The 19,945-nt window shown below is 66.1% G+C and carries 17 protein-coding genes; 12 read left to right on the forward strand and 5 right to left on the reverse strand.

The window, feature by feature from the left end:
• The 9 genes from VGQ44_15680 to VGQ44_15720 form a co-directional block, all read left to right on the forward strand.
• Positions 1–285: acyl carrier protein (locus VGQ44_15680; protein ID HEV8448271.1), on the forward strand; the 285-nt coding region annotated here is incomplete at its 5' end.
• Positions 272–1,195: a hypothetical protein gene (locus tag VGQ44_15685; GenBank protein HEV8448272.1), complete on the forward strand. Its 924-nt coding sequence runs from the start codon at positions 272–274 to the stop codon at positions 1,193–1,195. The genes VGQ44_15680 and VGQ44_15685, both read left to right, overlap by 14 nt.
• A complete protein-coding gene (locus tag VGQ44_15690) occupies positions 1,188–1,946 on the forward strand; it encodes a ferritin-like domain-containing protein (protein ID HEV8448273.1) in 759 nt (252 codons plus the stop codon). Before VGQ44_15685 ends, VGQ44_15690 begins: the two co-directional genes overlap by 8 nt.
• Before the next feature lie 2 nt (positions 1,947–1,948).
• The gene (locus VGQ44_15695) at positions 1,949–2,497 is read left to right on the forward strand and encodes a ferritin-like domain-containing protein (protein HEV8448274.1); all 549 of its coding nucleotides are present in this window, start codon (positions 1,949–1,951) and stop codon (positions 2,495–2,497) included.
• Positions 2,485–3,681 (forward strand): DUF3419 family protein, encoded by a 1,197-nt coding sequence (locus VGQ44_15700; protein HEV8448275.1) that lies wholly within the window; start codon positions 2,485–2,487, stop codon positions 3,679–3,681. The genes VGQ44_15695 and VGQ44_15700 overlap by 13 nt, the downstream gene beginning before the upstream one ends.
• A complete protein-coding gene (locus tag VGQ44_15705; GenBank protein HEV8448276.1) occupies positions 3,678–4,817 on the forward strand; it encodes a hypothetical protein in 1,140 nt (379 codons plus the stop codon). Before VGQ44_15700 ends, VGQ44_15705 begins: the two co-directional genes overlap by 4 nt.
• On the forward strand, positions 4,814–5,830 hold the full coding sequence (locus VGQ44_15710) for a radical SAM/SPASM domain-containing protein (GenBank protein ID HEV8448277.1): 1,017 nt from the start codon (positions 4,814–4,816) through the stop codon (positions 5,828–5,830). The genes VGQ44_15705 and VGQ44_15710 overlap by 4 nt, the downstream gene beginning before the upstream one ends.
• On the forward strand, positions 5,817–8,108 hold the full coding sequence (locus VGQ44_15715) for an MMPL family transporter (GenBank protein HEV8448278.1): 2,292 nt from the start codon (positions 5,817–5,819) through the stop codon (positions 8,106–8,108). Before VGQ44_15710 ends, VGQ44_15715 begins: the two co-directional genes overlap by 14 nt.
• A 15-nt stretch (positions 8,109–8,123) precedes the next feature.
• Positions 8,124–9,242 carry an acyltransferase gene (locus tag VGQ44_15720; GenBank protein HEV8448279.1) on the forward strand — a complete coding sequence of 373 codons (1,119 nt, stop codon included), beginning with the start codon at positions 8,124–8,126 and terminating at the stop codon, positions 9,240–9,242.
• Positions 9,243–9,321: 79 nt separating this feature from the next.
• On the opposite strand, the gene VGQ44_15725 is transcribed toward VGQ44_15720, so the two are convergent.
• Positions 9,322–9,642, reverse strand: coding sequence for a hypothetical protein (locus VGQ44_15725; GenBank protein HEV8448280.1), 321 nt, complete (start codon positions 9,640–9,642; stop codon positions 9,322–9,324).
• A gap of 219 nt (positions 9,643–9,861) precedes the next feature.
• Between VGQ44_15725 and VGQ44_15730 the strand changes: the two genes are divergently transcribed.
• Both VGQ44_15730 and VGQ44_15735 read left to right on the forward strand, forming a co-directional pair.
• Complete coding sequence (locus tag VGQ44_15730) at positions 9,862–10,707, forward strand: hypothetical protein (GenBank protein ID HEV8448281.1); 846 nt, start codon at positions 9,862–9,864, stop codon at positions 10,705–10,707.
• Positions 10,704–10,826: a hypothetical protein gene (locus VGQ44_15735; protein ID HEV8448282.1), complete on the forward strand. Its 123-nt coding sequence runs from the start codon at positions 10,704–10,706 to the stop codon at positions 10,824–10,826. Before VGQ44_15730 ends, VGQ44_15735 begins: the two co-directional genes overlap by 4 nt.
• Here VGQ44_15735 and VGQ44_15740 read toward each other — a convergent pair.
• The 3 genes from VGQ44_15740 to VGQ44_15750 form a co-directional block, all read right to left on the reverse strand.
• Entirely contained in the window at positions 10,823–11,260 is a 438-nt protein-coding gene (locus tag VGQ44_15740) for a cupin domain-containing protein (protein ID HEV8448283.1), read from the reverse strand. The two genes, VGQ44_15735 and VGQ44_15740, sit on opposite strands and share 4 nt — an antisense overlap.
• 284 nt (positions 11,261–11,544) lie before the next feature.
• Positions 11,545–12,057, reverse strand: a complete 513-nt coding sequence (locus VGQ44_15745) for a hypothetical protein (protein HEV8448284.1) — start codon at positions 12,055–12,057, stop codon at positions 11,545–11,547.
• Between the two features lie 228 nt (positions 12,058–12,285).
• Positions 12,286–15,534, reverse strand: a complete 3,249-nt coding sequence (locus VGQ44_15750) for a hypothetical protein (GenBank protein HEV8448285.1) — start codon at positions 15,532–15,534, stop codon at positions 12,286–12,288.
• 141 nt (positions 15,535–15,675) lie between these two features.
• On the opposite strand from VGQ44_15750, the gene VGQ44_15755 reads away from it, so the two are divergent.
• A complete protein-coding gene (locus VGQ44_15755; protein ID HEV8448286.1) occupies positions 15,676–18,396 on the forward strand; it encodes a protein kinase in 2,721 nt (906 codons plus the stop codon).
• A 33-nt stretch (positions 18,397–18,429) separates the two neighbouring features.
• On the opposite strand, the gene VGQ44_15760 is transcribed toward VGQ44_15755, so the two are convergent.
• The gene (locus VGQ44_15760; protein ID HEV8448287.1) at positions 18,430–19,902 is read right to left on the reverse strand and encodes an MATE family efflux transporter; all 1,473 of its coding nucleotides are present in this window, start codon (positions 19,900–19,902) and stop codon (positions 18,430–18,432) included.
• Between the last annotated feature and the right edge of the window lie 43 nt (positions 19,903–19,945).

Here is a 19,945-nt window from a genome sequence, read left to right on the forward strand (position 1 = left end):
ATGATGCCCGCTCCGGATCGCAACGCGTTCGTCGCGCGTACGGTGGATTGGATCAATCGCACGCTCGTTCCCGAGGGTGTCACGGTAGATGCCGACACACCGCTGTTCGCGAATGGGCTGATCAACTCCATTCGCATTCTCGAGATCATCGCCTGGACCGAGCGCGCAACCGGCCGGCGCATTCCCGACGCGGCAATCCGGATGGACAATTTCCGCACGGTGCGACGCATCGCCGACGTCTTCTGCGCGACGGAAGACACGGGAGGTTCCGATGTGGCGGCATAGCGAGGTGCTTCGCATTCTGAGGTCGCGCGGCGATGTCTGGGACGTCGCCCCCGGCATCACCGGCTTTCGCGGCGCCACGGCAAACCTGTTCGCCGCGCTCGAGCGTCACATCGGCGACGTGTGCCTTGGAGAAACACCCGACGAATGGCGCGTTCCGCCCGCCATCGGCTTCGCCACACTGGCGCGCGCCGACTACTTCGCGTCGCTGCCGCAGTGGCTGACGCTGGTTTCTCATTTGAGCGGCCGAGAGGATGTGCTGCGGCGGGTGGCGGAGGATCCGGAGCCGGCATTGGCCGTCCGTGAAGCGGCAACACCGCCGATCGTCGCGCTCAATCCCGCCGTCTGCTATCACGTGTACGCCGGACTCGCCGGACAAACGTTGGATGCTCCTCGATTGGTGACGGCCCAAGCCGGCTGCTGGCGCCACGAAGCGACGCGGCATCGATCGCTCGAGCGCGGATGGGCGTTCACGATGCGCGAAGTCGTTTTCGTCGGCGACGACGTGCGTGCAACGGAGTTTCTGCGGCGCGCAACGGAGCGGGCGACGTCGTTGGCCCACTCGCTTGGCCTCGACACGACGATCGCCCCGGCAACCGACCCGTTCTTCGCGCCGACGGCGCGCGCAAAACAAGTCCTGCAGCGCATCAAGGAGCTCAAGCACGAGCTGCTGCTCCCGATCGGCGACGATCAAACGACCGCCGCCGCGTCGTTCAACCTGCACGACACGTTCTTCGGCGAGGCGTTCCGGATTCGATTGTCGGACGGGCGCCCCGCCACCACCGCGTGCATGGCGTTCGGCATCGAACGGTGGACGCTCGCATTCCTCGCGGCGCACGGCCCCGACGCGCGCCATTGGCCCCCCCGCGCGCTCCAGCCGCTCGGCGAGACAGTGGAGGTTAGCCATGTCTGAAACGATCGTCACGACCGGCGCGCTCTACGTTCGTCACGCGCGCGCGGCAGACCGCGGCGCTTGGTCCGTCGAGCGCGACGTCGACTGGAAGGCGATCGATGCGCGAGTCGCGCTCTCGCAGCCCGACATTCTCGCCAAGCTCCGCGACGCCGCGCTCATCGAGTCGTTTCATCCGGTGAACTTGTCGCGCCTCATCCGGCTCACCTGGGACGACATCGACGCCGGCGTCGTGTTCTCGCTCGAGATGTTCGAGGGGTTCAAGCACTTTCACGCGCTGCGCACGTACCTCGACGCCGTCGGTTACGGGCCGGCCATTACGAACGACGATCTTCGCGCGATCCGCGAACGCGCCGAGCGCGGCGATCTCGATCCGGCCGACGCCATGACGCCGCTCGTCGAGTTCATGCTCAGCGAGCACCTCGCCGCGTACTTCTTCCGCCGGCTGAGCGAGCAAGCGCGCGAACCGCAGCTGGCCGCGATGCTCGAGCTGATCGCGGCCGACGAGGTTCGTCACGCGCAGTCCGCGTCCGACCTGATCGCCAAGCGGCTCGCCGTCAATCCCGAGCTCAAACCCGGCGTGCTCCGCGCGGCGACCCGCTTCAAGCACTACGGCACCGAGGCGGTGGGCGGGGGTGACGTTCCCGTCGCCATGGAAGGCGACGAGATCGCGATCCGGACGTTCGCTGGGCGCATTGAACGGCTCTGCGGCACGCGCCTCGTCGATCACCTGAAAACCGAGATGGAGCTGTAACCATGGAAATCAACGAACGCGAGCTCACGCTTCTCAACTTCTATCGTGCCTCCGAGCTGCAGGGCGGATTGATCCTCGGCCGGCTCGTCGAGCACGTGCGCGACCCCGATCTCATCCTCCGACTCACCGAACATAGCTCGGAGGAAATCATGCACGCGCAGCTGTGGACAAAGACCATCATTGCGGTGGGCGGACGTCCTCGGCCAACATCGGATACGTATCAGTCGCGTTATGCCGCGGCGATCGGCACGCCGAGCTCGCTCGTCGAGGTGCTCGCGCTGACCCAGGTCTTCGAGCGTGGCGTGTACCGGCACTTCGTCCGCCACCTGCGTCGGCCGGGGACGCATCCGCTCGTGCAGGCGACGCTGCGCCGCATGCTCGACGACGAGCGCGGGCACCTCTCGTGGGTACAAGAATGGCTCGCCGGACAGACCGGCGCTCGCCGCCTGGCGATTCCGTCGCTCATGCGGCGATACACGGCTGTCGACGCGCGGATTCACGCGCAGCTGTTGCGCGACTACGAATGGGACGACCTCGCATGCGCGTCCTGACGGAGCCGCGCGAGACAGGATCCGCCGCAACACCGACGCGTGCGGCGGGCCTCGTGCGTCGCGTCTCGCTCCGCGGCGCGATCGACGATCGCCTGTACTTCGCGCAGGTCCGCGAGGACCCGCTCCTCGAGATCGAGGCGCTCGCCCCGACGGCGGACGATTCACTCGTCGTCGTGGGATCCGGCGGATGCACGGCGCTGTCGCTGCTCGCCGCGGGCACTGGTCACGTCGCGTCGGTGGATCTCAATCGGACGCAGAATCACCTCGCCGAGCTCAAGCTCGCGGCGGTGACTTCGCTGCCGCACGACGCACTGCTCGGCATGCTCGGTGGCGCGAAGTGGACCCGTGCTGCTCGAGCCGCCAACTACGCCGAGCTCCGCGGCCGCATCTCGCCCGCGGCGCGCGCGTATTGGGACGCCCGTCCATCGATGATCGAGCGCGGTGTGCTCGACGCCGGCGTCACCGAACGGTTCGTGCGCGCCGTCGTGGTCGCGCTCCAGCTGTTCGTCCACCCGGGCTCGCGAGTCGAGCGGCTGTTCGCGTGTGGCTCGATCGACGGGCAGCGAGCGTTGTTCGAGCAAGAGTGGGACACGTTCCGGTGGCGTGCGTTCTTCAGGGTCCTGCTGAATCGCGTCGTCTTTCGCCGCGCATACGATTCGGCGTTCTTCGCGCATCTCGAGCAGCCCAGCTTCGCGGCGCACTTTCGCGCGCGCGCCGAGCACACGCTGACTCGGCTCAGCGTACGCGACAACTACTTCCTGCACCAGATGCTCACCGGCGAATATCCGGCGCATGAACCGCACGGCGTTCCGCCCTATCTGCGCGAGGACGGCAGCCGCGCTGTCTCGAACGCGAGCGACGCGCTGACGCTCGTCGACGGCTCCTTTACCGACTACCTCAGGACGGTGCCCGACGGGAGTGTCTCGGGCTTCGCCCTGTCGAACATCTGCGAGTGGCTCACGCCCGCGGCGGTCGACGAGCTATTCGGCGAAGTCGTGCGCACGGCTCGCCCACAGGCGCGCCTCTGCTTCCGCAACTTCGTGGGATGGACGGAAGTCCCGGAGCGTTGGCGTGAATTCGTCGTCGAGGACCGGGCGCTCGGTGAGCGACTCATCGCGCGAGATCGCGCGGTCGTTCAGCGGCGCATCGCCGTTTGTCGGGTGAACGCGGGAGCGGACCGATGACCGCCACGATCGTTCGACCGGACGTTCTTGTGCGCGACGCGCGCGGCGGCGACAACGCCTCACTCGTCGCGCTGGCCAAGGCGTGCCCCATGGAGGGCGACATCGCTCTCGCCGTCTCGCGCGAGCCGGACTTCTTTGCGCTCAACCGCCTCGAGGGATCGCGGTGGCGGGTGGGCGTCGCCGAGTCGGACGCGCTGCCTCGCAGCGGCGTCGCGGGGTGCGTCATGGCCGCGGCGCGGACGAGCTATCTCCGAGGACAGCCTCGCGAGACGCTCTACGCCGGCGACCTCAAAGTTCATCCGTCGGTGCGTGGCGCCGGCATCGCCGACTCGCTCACCGAGTGGGCGGTCGGCGTACTCGGCGATCTGGGCGGCGACGACGCCCCCGTTCTCGTCACTGTGCTCTCCGGTAATCGTGCGATGGAGCGGCGTGCATTCGGCCGCGGCGGCGCTCCGGCGTTCACACGTTTCTCGACGATTCGCGCCTTCTCGATTCCCCTGCTCTGGCCGCGCTCCCAGCGCGACATCGGAGCCATTCGCGTCTCACCAGCGACGAGCTCCGATCTCGACGAGATGGCGGCCCTCTGGAAGCGAGTCGCGCCGGGGAGGCAGTTCGCGCCCGCCTTCGACGCCGATTCGTTGAGCGCGTGGATCGCCGACGCACCGGGACTCGGCATCCACGACTATCGCGTCGCGCGAACGCGCGACGGTCGGATCGTCGGATTTCTCGCGTGGTGGGATCAGACCGTTTTCAAGCAATCGCATGTGCTGCGGTATTCGCCGCGCCTCGCCGCCGCGCGTGTCGCGATCAACGGGATGGCGACCCTCATGAGTGGGATTCGGCTGCCGAGCGTCGGCGAGCCGTTGAGCTACCGAACCGCGCTGCACGTCTGTGTGCCGTCCGGTCGGCCCGACGTGCTTCGCGCCCTGCTTCGCGCGAGTTGTGCCGAGTTGCACGGCCAGCGATATGCCTTCGCGACGATCGGGCTCGACGTGCGCGACCCGCTCTGCGCGGCGATGCCCGGCTTCGCGGCGCAGCCAACCGACGTGAACGCGTACGTATTCACACCCTCGGGTCCGTACGCCGGCCCATCGCTCGACGATCGTCCTCTTCACTACGAGATCGCGCTCGTATGACGACTCGGCGAAAGAAGCTGGGACGCGTCGGATATTGGTCGAGGCTTTACGGCACGCTGCGACGGGCGAATCGCTCGTATTCGCGCGAGACCGACATGGAGCGCGCGCCATTCCCGAGGGTAATCCAGCTTCAGACGATCAACGCCTGCCAGGCGGCGTGCAAGATGTGCCCCTATCCCGCGTTCAAGGGCGTGTTTGCGCGCGGGCGCATGGACGACGCGCTCTTCGACAAGATCACCGACGAGATCGCACTGCATCCTGAAGTCGAAACGTTCGTCCCGATGCTCCAGAACGAACCGTTTCTCGACAAGCACATCTTCGAGAAGATCGCCCGCTTCAAGCGTCGCACCGCCGGCCGCATCAGCGTCGAGCTGGTGACGAACGGCGCGCTTCTCACCGACGAGCACATTTCGCGTTTGCGCGACGCCGAGCTCGACGTCCTCGACATCAGTCTCGATGCGCTGAGCCGGGACGTGTATGAGAAGATCCGCATCGGTCTCGATTACGACACGGTGCTGGCCGGCGTCGAGCGTGTGATCGCCGCGGATCTTCCCGGAACGAGCGTCTTCGTGCGACTCGTACGCCAGCGCGACAACGCCCAGGAAGTGCGTGCCTTCGCCGGCCGTTGGCGACGACGCGGCGTTCCGGTCTTCATATATGATGTCACCAACCGGACTGGCGCGCTTCCGCAGTTCGACCAGTCGATTCGCGCGCCCCGGCCGTCGGCGGCTGGGTCCCTGGTCGACGGCACGAAGCGGTGGGCCTCGCGGGCCTGGCTCGGCCACTGTCCCATTCCGTTCGCGTCCGCGAGCATCCTGCACAACGGCGACGTGTTGATGTGCACCCACGACTGGGCGCGCGAGGAAGTCATCGGCAACGTGCGCGACCTCGGCATCGCCGAGCTGTGGAACGGCGATCGCATGCGCGAGATTCGGCGGCTCATCAGCGAGCGACGCTACGAGGCGATCCCCGCGTGCCGCCACTGCTCCCTCTGGCGCGATGGCTGGTTCTGAAGCGGCGGCGCGAGGCATCGTACGACGCAGGAGGACGATCCTCGCGGCGTGGATCGTCCTGTGCGCCGCGCTCGTCCCCGCGGCGCGAAGCATCGAGTCCGTGTTGAGCGTCGCGGCGCGTATCGACGGCAGCGAGTCCGCGGCGGTGGACGATCAGTTGGCACGGCGTTTCCGTTCGCCGTTCGCCCATTCGGTCGTACTCGTCGCCGCCGGTCTGCCGTCGCCGACGACGCGCGACGGTGAGTCAGCGCTCGGGAGGCTCGCGACGGCGGTCAAGTCCGAGCCGGGCGTGACGGGCGTCGTCTCGTACTTGGATGGTCGCGAATCTCTCATGGTCGCCGACTCCGGCCAGAACGCGACTTTCCTGATGGTCGGCCTCGATGGTCCGCGCCCGGACACGCGGCTCGCGTTGCTGCGCGACGACACGCGCCGCATCGAGCGCGAGATGCACGATGACTACCCGCACCTCGAGTTGCGTTGGACCGGCGAGACGGCTCTGAACGCCGACCTGCGTCGTGCCAGCGCCGCGGATGCGCAAAGCGCCGAGCTGCGAGCGCTGCCGCTGACGCTCCTTCTGCTGTTGGTGGCGTTCGGCGCGCTCGCCGCCGCGCTCCTGCCCATCGCCGGAGGCATGCTGGCGATTGGCGTCTCGCTCGGCTTGGCCAGCCTCGTCGCGCATGTATGGTCGCTGTCCATCCTCGCGCAGAACGTCGTGACGATGATCGGCCTCGGTCTGGGAATCGACTACTCGCTGTTGATGGTCGGTCGATTCCGCGATGAGCTGCGGTCGGGCCGGCGAGCCGAAGTCGCCGCTGTAGAAGCGTTGCGCCACGCCGGACCGACGATCGCGCTGTCTGGACTCGCCGTGGCGATCGGGTTCGGCGCGCTCGTGACCGCGCCGGTGAACGAGCTTCGCTCCGTCGCGATCGGCGGTCTGCTCGTGACCGGCGTGTCGATTCTGATCTCGACCACACTCCTTCCCGGGCTGCTCGCGGAGGTGGGCGAGCGGGTCGATCTCGGACGCGTAAACCTCGTGCGGCGGGCGCGGCCGCGCTGGAACCATTGGGCCGACGCGGTGACCCGCCATCCGCTGCGCGTTCTCGCGATCTGCGGCCTGCCGGTCTGCGCGCTCGCGTGGCAGTCCCGAAAGCTGAACATCGATCTTCCGCGAGGCGACTGGCTCCCGAAGCAAATGGAGTCCGCCGTCGCGCTTCGCTCGCTGCAGACGATGGGACGAGGCTCCGTCGTCAACACGATCCGTTTGACGCTGGAATTTCCGCGTGGCATGTCGGCGTTGGACGACAGTGGCTGGGCGGCGACGACTCGCGTCGCGCGATGGCTGGTCGCCGATTCGGCGATTCAACGCGTGCGGTCGTTGCCCGGATTCGTCGCGCCGATGGGCACGTTCATCCCACGCGACACACTCGTGTCGCTCCTCCCGGCCTCCGTGCGACGGTCATTCGTCAGCGAGGACGGGGGGATGGCTCTCCTCGAGGTCGTTCCGCGGGAGAGTGCGACGCCACGCGACCTTTCGGCGCTCGTCCATCGGCTTCGATCGGCGGACACGGTGCTCGCGACGAGTCGCGGACGGGCGACGCTGTTGGTCGGCGGGCTTCCGGCGTTCAACTATGACTACGAGCGCGCGGTCGCCGGACGATTGGTGCAGGTCATCGCGCTGGTCGTCGGCGCGACGTTCATCGTGCTGGCCGTCGGATTCAGATCGGTGCTCGTTCCGCTCAAGGCGATCGTGCTCAATCTGCTCGCGGTCGCGGCGGCATTCGGCGCGGTGAAGCTGGTGTTTCAGGACGGCGTCGGCGGCGCGGCCCTCGGGCTCGACGGAGCACTCGACGCGATTTTTCCCGCGGTGCCGGTGCTGGTCTTCTGCATCGTGTTCGGATTGAGCATGGACTACGAGGTGTTCCTCGTCGCGCGCATCCGCGAGGCGCGCGCCGGCGGCTTGAAGGAACGCGAGGCGATCGCGCATGGGCTGTCGCAGACGAGCGGCCTGATCACGAGCGCGGCCGCCATCATGATAGTCGTCTTCGGCGCGTTCGTGCTCGGCGACTTCCTTTTGATCAAGATGCTCGGGTTCGCGCTGGCCGTCGCGGTGTTGTTGGACGCGACCGTCATGCGCCTCGCCGTAAGCCCTGCATTGCTCACGTTGGCCGGCCGGTTGAACTGGTGGCCGGGAGACTTCGCGCGACGAGCGCTCGGCGGTCCTGGGAGTATCGAGGTAGGACGAAATCGCCTCGCCGACTTCACGCATCGCGGCGACTAGCGCAGATTGGTGTCAATGCAGACCGGCGGCGAATCAATCGAGCAAGCGGTCTCCACCACCCCAGGTCCCCTGGTCCCGCCGATCGCCGGCGCCACTTCAGTCCCGGGCCGACCGCGACGCCGCTTCGAGGAGCTCGATGTGTTGCGCGGCGTCGCCGCGCTGGCGGTCGTGGTCTTTCACTACTCCGGGCACGCCACGCGCTATTTCACCGGCTTCCCCTTCCATTTCAAGCTCGGTGAGCACGGCGTGCAACTGTTCTTCGGCATTTCCGGCTTCGTGATTTTCATGACGCTGGAGAACACGAAAAAGCTCCGCGATTTCGTCGTCTCGCGCTTCAGCCGGCTGTATCCGGCGTATTGGATCACGCTCGTGATCCTGGCCGTCGCGACTCTCCTAGCCCACGAAAAAGTTTGGCTGACCGGGCTCGCGGTCAACGTGACCATGTTGCAGAGCTTCGTCGGCGTCGGCGATTTCGATCTCGTGTTTTGGACGCTCGCGGTCGAGTTGGTGTTCTACGTCATCATGGGAACGCTGTTCGCTCTCGGCTTGACGCGCCGCATCGTGCCGATCGCGCTCGCGTGGCTCGCCCTCGGCGCCGCCGTCGGGTTGGCGGGTCCACAGGTTCCGGCGTGGATTTCCGTCTACACGACGCGGTTCCTCATCCTTCCGCACGCGCCGCTTTTCATCATCGGCATGATGTGGTTCCGCATCCATACCGACGGCGTCTCACGCGTACCGGTGCTGGTCGTCGTCGCCGCGGTCGCGACCGTCTTCGTGGCGAGCGGCATCGCCGCCGGCCTCATCGCGGCTGGCGTGTGCGTGATCGTTGGACTCGCGGTGCTTGGCGCTTTGAGCCTGGCCGTCGGGCGGGTCACGCTCTGGCTGGGCGCGATCTCGTACCCACTCTACCTGCTGCACCGCAACCTCGGTTACACGCTCCTCTTCGCACTCGATCGGCTAGGAGTGCCGAGCGTTTTCAACGTCCTCGTCGCGATCGCGTTCGCGCTCTCCCTTGCCACCGCCGTAAGCGTGTTTGTCGAACGCCCCGCGATGGCGGCGATTCGCAAACGCTACAAGAACTGGTCGGCCCGTGCGCACCCCGAGACCGTGGAAGTACAAGCCGTGGCTGGTTGAGGCGCGCCGAGCGCCGCGGACATGGGGAGGGACGCGAAACCGGCGGCCCCGATGCGCGGGACCGCCGGTTTCTTTGTTGTTAGCGCCAGTGACCTTCGACGTAGAACCAGCCGCCGCGATCTCGCTCCCAGCGGCCCGGCACCCACTCGTGGAAACCGCGCTCCGGAACCACCCATCGGCCCGCGACCCACTCGTAGTTGTCGCGACGCCAACCCCAATGGCCTTTCACCCACACGTACTCGACGCCAGGCGACGCCGGAATCACTTCCACGCGCTCGCCGGGCGGCTGACGTACGACGTATGCGACCCCGACTCTCGGCCGCGGATTCACATAGCATGCGCCGAGTGCACTCGTGAACACGAGACCGGCAGCGAGACGCAGAACAAAGGTTCTTTTCATCATTCTCTCCTAAGGTTCTTGCCTGTTCGACGAATGTCTTAGGGCAATCGTTAGGCCCTGTGGGCGACTCTTAGCGGCACGTTTTGTGGCACGCGTGACTCATGTCACACGCGAATGTGCGGATCCGGGCGGTTGCGCGTGAAACGGCGCCGACTGGCGCAAATCCGCCGATCCGTCGTACTTCCAGCGAAGCCTTCCTATCCATCCCCGGGGGAACTCATGGCTCGCCGCGTCGCACTGATCGTTGTACTCACCGCGCTCGCCGCGGCGTGCACTACTCGCGGCGCGTCGTCGCCGGCGCCCGTTCAAGCCGGATCGCACGACATGGCGTCGATGGCCGGACACGACATGGCGGCAATGGGTTCGCACGCCGGCGCCGAGATGGCGTTTCTCTTTCCCGACGGCGACGACCGGGGCTGGTCGAAGATCGAGAACGGCACGCAGCACAACATGGCCCCCGAGGTGCCGCTCGCGAAGCTTCCCGCGGCCACGCGCGGCGAGCTGCTTCGACAGCTCGCGCTCACGATCGACGTCGTCAAGAAGTATCCGACCGTGAAAGACGCCGAGGCCGCCGGCTATCGCCGCGCCGGGCCGTTCATTCCCGGACTCGGCACACACTATGTCGGCGGACGTAGCGGGAGAGGCTCCGCGCTGACCGACGACGACATCCTGCATCCCTCGACGATCATCTACGACGGCAACAAGCCGACGTCGCCGATCGCCGGGTTCATGTACATCTCGAGCGCGATGGCGGGCGCGCCGGAGCCCGAAGGCTTCGCCGGGCCGAACGACCACTGGCACTATCACGTCGGCATCTGTCTCGTGCGCGGCGCGAACGGAGCGCAGGAGGCGCTCGGCTTCGACGGCAGCATCACGCAGGAGGGATGCAAGGCGAGGAGTGGTTTCTGGGTCGCGACCACACAGTATTTGCTGCACGTGTGGACGGTGCCGGGCTACTCGAACCCCTTGGGCGTATTCGCGCACGCGAATCCCGCGCTCACCTGCGGCGACGCGACGTATTACACCGACGACCACGACATCACGAATCAGTGCAAGCAGCCGTGACCGCGCGTCGCGCGATCCCGGTCGCGACCGGCGCGATTTGCGTCGCCTTTGGCTTCGATCGCGTGCACCTGCACAAGAGCTTCCGCGACGCAGTCTACGGGCCGTACGCGAAGCCCTAAGGTTCTCTGGTCCAGCGCACCGCGATCTTCTGCGCCTCGACCCCCGGTACCCACACGACGACGACCTTCGCGCCGGCCGGTCCGGTCTTGTGGCGGATCGTGTCCGGCGGCTTTACGTAGCCGACCATCCCGGCCGTGAGATGCTGGCTCTTGCCGTTGACGACGTGCTCGAGGTCTCCCGAGATCACGTAGAACATCTCGATGGCGCCGTGCTTGTGGTCGCCCGAGTCCGAGTTCGGCGGAAACGTCATTTCGCCAAGCGACACGTCCGGTCCAACGTTGGCGCTGTCGAGGAACAGCCGAAGCGTCGTTCCGCCCGGCGACCGATAGGTGGTCGCGGCAGGCGGCGTGTCGTTCGCTCGGCCCTGCGCCGTGAGCGGCGCCGACACCGCGGTCATGAGCAACGCAACGGCGAGCATGGTTCGTCCTGACACCCGGACCTCCTGGATGTGACGGAATCTATCAAAGATCGCTATCAAGCCGGGCGCGCGGCTCTGGCATCACATTCGGGACAACCGTCCTGGGACTCGACCAGTACCGTAGGTTCGCGTCGCTCAACGCAGGCCTCGAGGCCGACATCTGGGGTTGGTTTCACACGGCCGCGTATGGCGGCTACCGGCAGACTGCCGGAAGAGCGATCCCGAACGCGACGAGCTCGAATTCGGGACCGGTCTTCGGGTGGTGTGCGAGATCGGAAAGTTCTAACGACTCCTCAGTGCTACTTGGAGAACGGCGCGCCGCCCTTGGCCCAATCCCAGATGTCCTTCGTGCCGATGTAGCGGGCGATCTCGTGCTCCGGCCCCACGTAAAGAGCCGTGATCTGGTTGTCGACATCTCGCTCGAGCACGATCACCTGCGGAACGCTCGCCCTCTCATACGCGCGTCCGAAGTCGCCGCCGAGGTAGTGAACGACCGACGAGTTGGTCCAGTTGCCGCCGAGGCTGACCTCGTTGAACGAGCCGACCAGGGCTAGGTCGCGCATTCCCGTAGCGACGTCAGGGTCGAGCGAGACTCCGCGAAGGACGAGTTGCTGGCCAGGCCCGACGAGCCGACGCGCTGCGGCGAGCCGCACGGTGTCAGCGAGCCCCTTCATCGCATGATCGACGCCTTCGACACCGACGTAGACGACGATGAACTCGTGCGACATCACCCTCGTCGCCGCCGGTTTCGTCGAGCCGCTGACGACCGCGACGAGCATTGTCCCGAGAACCCACTTCACTTTTCGCCACATAAGGCCTCCAGGTCCGACCCGGTTCCTATGCAGGCGCCGCTTCGCGCGCTCCTATGAACACAGAATTGAAGTTATCTCAGTCCAGATGCAAAGCCGTCGACGGCAGTCCAAGCGCTGGCCTGACGTCAGACTTCCGACATCCGTCGTCCGTCGTCCCTAACCACGTGGCTCGACCAAGCGAGCCATGACGCAGACTGGCCGGGATCTCTTTTCTGGGGATCCTCTTCTCTATGGTATGACCGGCCTCGCCGGCGTGATGATATGCTGCGACCCTGCCAACGCCTGATTGATCTTCGCCACCCGTCCGTTGATGATCGCGTCCAATCGCGCCTGCGCCTGATCCGCCTCCGTCTTCAACTCCCCCATGCGAAGTAGCTCGCCCGCCGTCGGCGGCATCATCGGACGGCTCACCATGCCCGCCACCGATTGCGTTTCTTCGCGCAGCCGCGGGTACTGCCGGTAGCCTAGCCCCGGCAGCGGGCGCGCGAGCACCGAATCCTTGAAGTGACGGAGATCCTTGATCGCCGCGTCGATGTCCGGCATCACCTGGCCCTGCTGCTGAATGCCGGCCCCCTGCGCACGCCGCAGCTGCGTTTGCAGCGACGTCAATTGAGCGAGCAAATCATCCGTGCCGGCCACGACGCGATTCACCCGCGCCACCAGATCGTTGAGCTGCGTCGCCGTCTGATTCTGGGCCACGAGTTGCGCCGCGGTCATGTCGGAGCGCGGATCGGCCTGCACCTGCACCGTCTTCGTGAGCGTTTTTCCATTGACCGACAGCGCGACCGTGTACACGCCGGGCAACACGTCGAGTCCGCCTCCGCCGCCGCGACCACCGCCACCGCCACCGGCTTCGTCGCCGCCGCCCTGCTCGGCGTCACTCTGCGCGGCCGCGCGGCGCGCGCGAAACGCGGCGAGCGACGTGTCCGCGTCAGCCGGTTGTGCGGCGGCCCCACCACCGCCACGTCCACCTCGACCACCCCCACCGCCCGCGGGAGCGTCGGTGCGAAGATCCCACGCGACACGGTTGACGCCCGCGTCGTCCGCCACGCGTCGCATGCGGCGCACGGTGCGGCCGTCCTTGTCGGAGATCGAGATGTTCACTTCACCGGGCGGCTGCGTCTTCAGGAAATACGTAATGAGCGCACCCGGCTGCGGGTTCTCACCCGTCCATTTCTTCTGACCAAGGTTGCCATCGCGGCTCCACAGCACCCAGCGCGTCGCGGGACGGATGTCGAACAACGTCGCGTCGGCCGCCTGCGTCGTGGCCAGGTTCTGGAGTCCCGTGACGTCGTCCATGATAAAGAGGCCGCGGCCGTGCGTCGCGAGAATCAGATCGTTGTCGCGCGGGTGCACCTGAATGTCGCGCACCTGAACGATCGGCAGGTCGCCGCGGATCGACACCCAGTGCGCGCCCTTGTCCCACGACGCCCACACGCCCATCTCCGTCCCGATGTACAGCAGGTTGCGGTTCCTCGGATCCTCGCGCACGACGTGCACCCACGCCGCGGACACCGGCAGGTCGCCGACGACCGGCTTCCAGCTCTTGCCGTAATCGGTCGTCATGTACGCGTGCGGCGCGTAGTCGTCGTCTTGATGATGATCGGCCGCGACGTACGCTGTCCCCGCGTCGGAATGCGATGCATCGACGGTCGGAATCCACGCGTTCGGCTTCAATCCAGGCACGTTCGTGAAGACATTGCTCCACGTCTTGCCGCCGTCGCGCGTGACTTGGACGTTGCCGTCGTCCGTGCCGACCCAAATCACGTTCGAGTCCAACGGCGACGGCGCGATCGTGATGATCGTGCAATGGAACTCGGCCGCCGTGTTGTCGACGACGATCGGACCGCCGGAGCTCTCCTGCTTCTTGGGATCGTTCGTCGTGAGATCGGGTGAGATCACCTGCCACGAGTTCCCGTAGTCGGTCGACTTGAACAACACGTTACCGCCGAAGTACACCACCTTCGGGTTGATCGGCGAGAGCGCGATCGGCGAATTCCAGTTGAAGCGATACTTGTGGCTGATCATCGCGTCGCCGACCGACCCGACGCGGTTCGGGTACGGATAGATCGTCTTTTGCGTGCCGGTGCGCGTATCGGTGATGTTGATCATGCCGCCCTGCGCGTCGGAGTAGACGAGCCACGGCTTGTCCATCACCGGCACGGTGAAGAATCCGTCGCCGCCACTCACGGTGTACCAGTCGTTCTTTCGGATGCCCTGCCCCGAGAGCGTCTGGCTCGGGCCACACCAGTTGCCGTTGTCCTGCAAGCCGCCGCACACCATGTACGGCTTCTGCATGTCGTAGTTGATGTGGTAGAACTGGGTGAACGGGAAGTTGTTCACGACTTCGAAGTTTTTTCCGCCGTCGTAGCTCACCTGCCACCCGCCGTCCGACCCGCTCAGGATGTATTTGGGGTTCGTCGGGTCGATCCACAGCGCCTGGTGGTCGCCGTGCACGTCACGCGCGATCGTGCGGAAGTTCTGGCCGCCGTCTTCCGACATGTAGAGCGACCCGGAGAGCGAGAAGACCCGATTCGGATTCTGCGGATCGACGCGGATGTCGGCGTAGTAGAAGGGTCGAAAATTGATGTTCGGGTCGCGGTTCACGACACGCCAATGGTCGCCGCCGTCGTCCGAGCGCCACATCTCCCCCTCGTCGCGCGTCTCGCTCACGACGTACACGATCGAGGGATCGCTCGCCGCGACGGCGATGCCGATGCGATCCATGTCGGTCTTCGGCAGTCCGCGCTCGCGATCCTTGCCGGAGAGGCGCTCCCATGTCTCGCCGCCATTGACCGAGCGATACACCGCCGTGTTGCCGCCGCCCGATTCCAAATGCCACGCCCAGCGGCGATACGTGTACATCCCCGCGTACAGAATGTTCGAGTTGCCCGGATCGGCCGCGATGTCCGAGCATGACGTCTGTGGATCGACGTACAGGATCTTCTTCCAGGTCTTGCCGCCGTCGGTCGTCTTGAAGACCCCGCGCTCCTCATTCGGTCCCCACTCGCGGCCCAGTCCGCACGCGTAGACCAAGTCCGGGTTCTTCGCGTCGATCACAATGCGCGCGATCTTGTCGCTCTGCGCGAGCCCGATATGCGTCCAGTGCTCGCCGGCGTCGACCGACTTGTATATCCCATCGCCGATTGACGCGTTGTTGCGCGGATTCTCCTCGCCGGTGCCGACATATACGATGTTCGGATCACTCGGTGCGATCGCGATCGCCCCGATCGACATCGCCGACTGCTTGTCAAAGATCGGCCTGAACGTGATGCCGCCGTTCGTCGTCTTGACGATGCCGCCGTTGGCGCCGGCGACGTAGTACACGTCTCGATTCCCCGGCACCCCCGCCACGACGGAGACGCGGCCGGCGTTGTTCGCCGGGCCGACCGATCGCCAGCGCAGCCCTTTGAGCTGTTCCGGTTGCTGTGCGGCGAGCGAGGTCGCGGCGAGAAGAAGCGGAAGGAGTCGGCGCATCACGGAACCCGAGTGGAGGACGGCGGAATTTGAAGCACCGCGCGCGCCCAAGCCAGCGCTTCGACCGATCATCTCTGGCGCGCACCGCCGGTGGTCTCCACGTTTGTCCGACCTTTGCGGCTCCCCCCGCCTGACGCCGCCATGCAAATGACCGACGCGTTCTCCACCGCCCTCGCCGACCGCTACGCAGTGGAGCGGCTCATCGGCGAAGGCGGGATGGCCAAGGTATACCTCGCGCGCGACCTTCGGCATCATCGCCGCGTCGCGCTCAAGGTGCTGCGCCCCGACCTGGGCGCCGTGGTCGGCGTCGACCGATTCCAGGCGGAAATCCAAGTCACCGCCAACCTCCAGCATCCCAACCTCCTGCCGCTGTTCGATTCCGGCGTCGCGGGGGAGATGCTGTTCTACGTCATGCCGTACGTCGAGGGCGAAAGCCTTCGCGCGCGGATCGAGCGCGAGAAACAACTCCCGGTCGACGAAGCCATCCGGATCTCGACCGCCATCGCCGGCGCGCTCGACTACGCGCATCGCCAAGGCGTCGTCCATCGCGACCTCAAACCCGAGAACATCCTGCTGCAGGAAGGCCAACCGCTCGTCGCTGACTTCGGCATCGCGCTGGCGATCTCCAACGCCGGTGGCTCGCGCATCACGCAGACAGGACTCTCGCTCGGCACACCCCAGTACATGAGCCCCGAGCAGGCCACCGGCGACCGCGCCATCGACGCGCGCACCGACATTTACTCGCTCGGCGCGCTCACGTATGAGATGCTGACCGGTGAGCCGCCGCACGTCGGTTCGACGTCGCAGGCGATCATCGCGCGCGTGTTGACCGAACGACCGCGCAGCATTCGCGCGACGCGGCCGAGTGTCCCCGAGCAGGTTGAAGCGTCGGTTGATTGCGCGTTGGAAAAGCTACCGGCGGACCGTTGGGCGACCGCGCGCGATTTCGCCGATGCGTTGAACGGCGTGCGACACGTCACGCGCAGCACCGGGATGTTGCCGAGCGCGCGGTCGACGGCCGTTTCTCGCGCGAGCCGTTCTCGTGAAATCGTCGCCTGGTCGCTCTTCGCAGCCGCTGCCGCCGCGCTAGCCCTGGCCTCAGCGCGCGCGCCTCGCGCGGAGCCACCGCCTGTTCCGGCGGAGTTCGAGGTCGTGCTGCCCGACAGCCTCGACCTCCCGACGGGCGGAGCGGCATCGTCGATCGCCTTATCGCCCGATGGACGAACGTTGGTGTTCATGGCTGCGAAACCCCACTCGGTTCCCATGCTCTACGCGCGGCGGCTCGGGGATCGCGTCGTGCAAGAGCTGCGCGGCACCGAGGATGCTCGTTCGCCCGTCTTTTCGCCTGACGGCGCCGAGGTTCTGTTCTCGCTGCCGCGCACCGACGCCGGAAGCGGGGTGATCAAGCGGATCGACATCGCCGGCGGCCAGGTGCGGACTGTTTCCGACTCCGGACCTCGTAATGGCCAAGTCTCGTGGAGAAATCGCGACGAGATCATCATGGTCGCGTCCGGCGGGCGCACACTGTTGCGCGTCAACCCGCAGAGCGGAAACCGAACCGTACTGGCAACCGCGGATACTGCGCGCGGAGTGCTGCTCGGATTTCCCGACGTCCTTCCCGGCGGCAACGCGGCGCTGATCACGATTTTCAAAAGGCGGAACTATCTCGATTCCACCTTCATCGGCGTCGTGTCCATTCCGGGCGGCAAGATCACTGAGCTCGGCGTGCGCGGCCTGTTTCCGCGCTATTCGATGGGACGAATCGTCTTTGCGACACCCGGCTCGGGCCTGTACGCCGTTCCGTTCGATGCGCGCGCGTTGCGCCTCACGGGAGAACCGGTCCTCGTGGCGGAAGACGTGAGCGGGGGCACAGGTGGCGCTTATCCGGTCGCCGTGGCCGGCAACGGGACGCTGGCCTTCATTCAAGGGCGCGCGGTTGCGGGACAAGTCCAGCCCGTCATAGCCAGTCGCGTCGGTACGCCGCGTTCGATCGGCGCAACCCCGGGCGTCTACTCCACACCACGTGTCTCTCCCGACGGCCGGGAAGTGGCTTTGTCCCTTGGCGATGGGTTCACGGCCGGAAGCCAAATGAGAAATCCGGACATTTGGCGGATGGATGTGGCGACCGGCAAATCGATTCGCGTCACCATGACACGAACGAGCGATCGGCCAATTTGGAGCCGCGACGGGAAGGAGTTGTTCTTCCAGACGTTCCCGGGCGATTCCACCGAATACGTCATTGACCTTTCAGCGAATGCGCGCCCAAGAGCGTTCATTCATGCAACCGGAGCGATATTGTCCGGCGACGTTGGTCCCGCCGGCGGGTACGCGGTGTGGGCCCTCACTGGGCCGATCAGTCCCGACGTATGGATCGCCCCGATCGATTCGCTCGACAAGGCGCGCGTGTTCGCCGCCGAGCCCTACGCCGAGTCAAATCCGCGAATCTCGACGGATGGCCGCTTCGTCGCGTATCGGTCGTCGCGCACAGGACAGCCCGAGATCTACATCCGCAGGATCGTCGGAGCGAACGAAGAGGTGAAGGTGTCGAACGAAGGTGGCGACGATCCGGTGTGGTCGCGCGATGGGCGCGAGCTGTTCTATCGAACTCCGAGTCCACACCCGACCATGATGGCGGTCCAGGTCACGACCTCGCCGAAGCTCGCTGTCTCGAACGAGCGAAAGCTGTTCGCGCTCGACGGCTACTCGATACCCGGAGGGCGAGCGTCGTACGACGTCTTTCCGAATGGCGACTTCTTGATGCTCGCGCTCGCGGGCGAGACCCTGAAGACGCGCCCGCCGTTGGTCGTCCGGCTCAATTGGGCGTCGGCTCTCGAGAAAGCCAGCGACGACAAAAAGCCCTGAAGCGTCTGACGGGCCCCTCGTCATGAGATCTCGTCAGACCACCTTGATGCTCCGCCATTTTCCCTGATTGAACCTCGCCACGCTCAACGCGCACCTCGTCGCGTGCCCCGTGAGGATCGCGAGCCAGATCGTGATCGGTTGCAGCATTCCCAGCCGCGAAAACACGAACACGATGCCAAGCGGAATGACGAGCTGCGACACGAGCGAGATGTAGAGCGGGCTCTTCGTGTCGCCCGTTCCCTGCAATCCGCCGGTGTACGTGAGCGCGACGGAGATGAACAGGCCGCTCACGCTCAGGACGTGAAGCAGTTGGACGCCAATCCCCACCACCACGGGATCGTGCATCCCGAAGATGGCGAGCAACTGTCGCGGAACGAGCCAGAACATGAGACCGATGAACGCCGCGCCCATCAGTCCAAGCCTCGCCGCGACGTGCACGCCCTTTACGGTGCGATCCGGGAATCCCGCGCCGAGGTTCTGTCCGGCGACCGTCGAAGTGGCCGCCAAAAGTCCTTGCGACGTCCACGTCACGAGCGAAAAGAGCTCGGTGTACGACACGGCATACGCCGCCTGCGCGGCCGCGCTCTGCGGTAGCGAACCGATGAACGCGAGGAGCAGGACGCCGCCGACGTTCATGGCGATGCCCTGAATTCCCGCCGGGAGACCGAAGCGGAAGAGCGCACGAATGATCGGCCAGTCGGGTCCCCACCCGCCGCGATGCGCGAACGACACCACCCATCCGCCACGCACGAGCTTCCACAGTGAATAGATGGCGACGATCCCCGAGGCGGTCGCCGTGCCCATGGCCGCCCCTCGCGTCCCGAACGCGGGGATCGGTCCGAGTCCGCGAATGAGCACCACGTTCAGCGCGACGTTGAGCGCCGTCATCGTGATGCCGAGGATCATCGGCGTTCGTGCGTCGCCCGCGGCGCGGAGCGCGCCGCCGACCATGAAGAAGGTCAGCATCCCGCCGCTGAACACGAACATGATCCGCAGGAACGGCAGCGCTTCGTGCCGCACCGCGGGCGCCGCGTTCACCAGCGACAAGAGAGACGGCGCCGACACGTAGCCGATCGGGGCAAGGACACCGAACGACAGGACGATCACGGTCAGGAAGGCCTGGTAGATCGTACGGTCCGCCATGTCCCCGTCGCCGGCACCGACATATCGCGATACCAGAACGCTCATCCCCGTGAACATCGACGACACGAACACGATCACCACGAGAATGATCTGCCAGCTCACACCGATCGCCGCGTTCGCCGCGAACCCCACCAGGTTGCCGACGAGCGCGTGGTCGATCATCCCCTGCAACCCGCCGATCGTGTTCGTCAGGACGGTGGGCCACGCCAGCTTGGTTACGGCCGGGGCCAGCGGCCCATCGACGATCGAGCGATCGAACCGCCGGCGGTCAGCCCGCGCCGGCGCCGACGCGGGAGCTGAGGCGGCGGGCTCGCTCAGCGCGTCGGGCGACCCAGATGTTGCTACGTCATTCAGCTCGCTCATAGCCCGGCGGGACCGTTCGCCCATCGTGGACTCTCGTCTGTAC

This window comes from Gemmatimonadaceae bacterium, assembly GCA_036003045.1.
Lineage (GTDB): Bacteria > Gemmatimonadota > Gemmatimonadetes > Gemmatimonadales > Gemmatimonadaceae > JAQBQB01.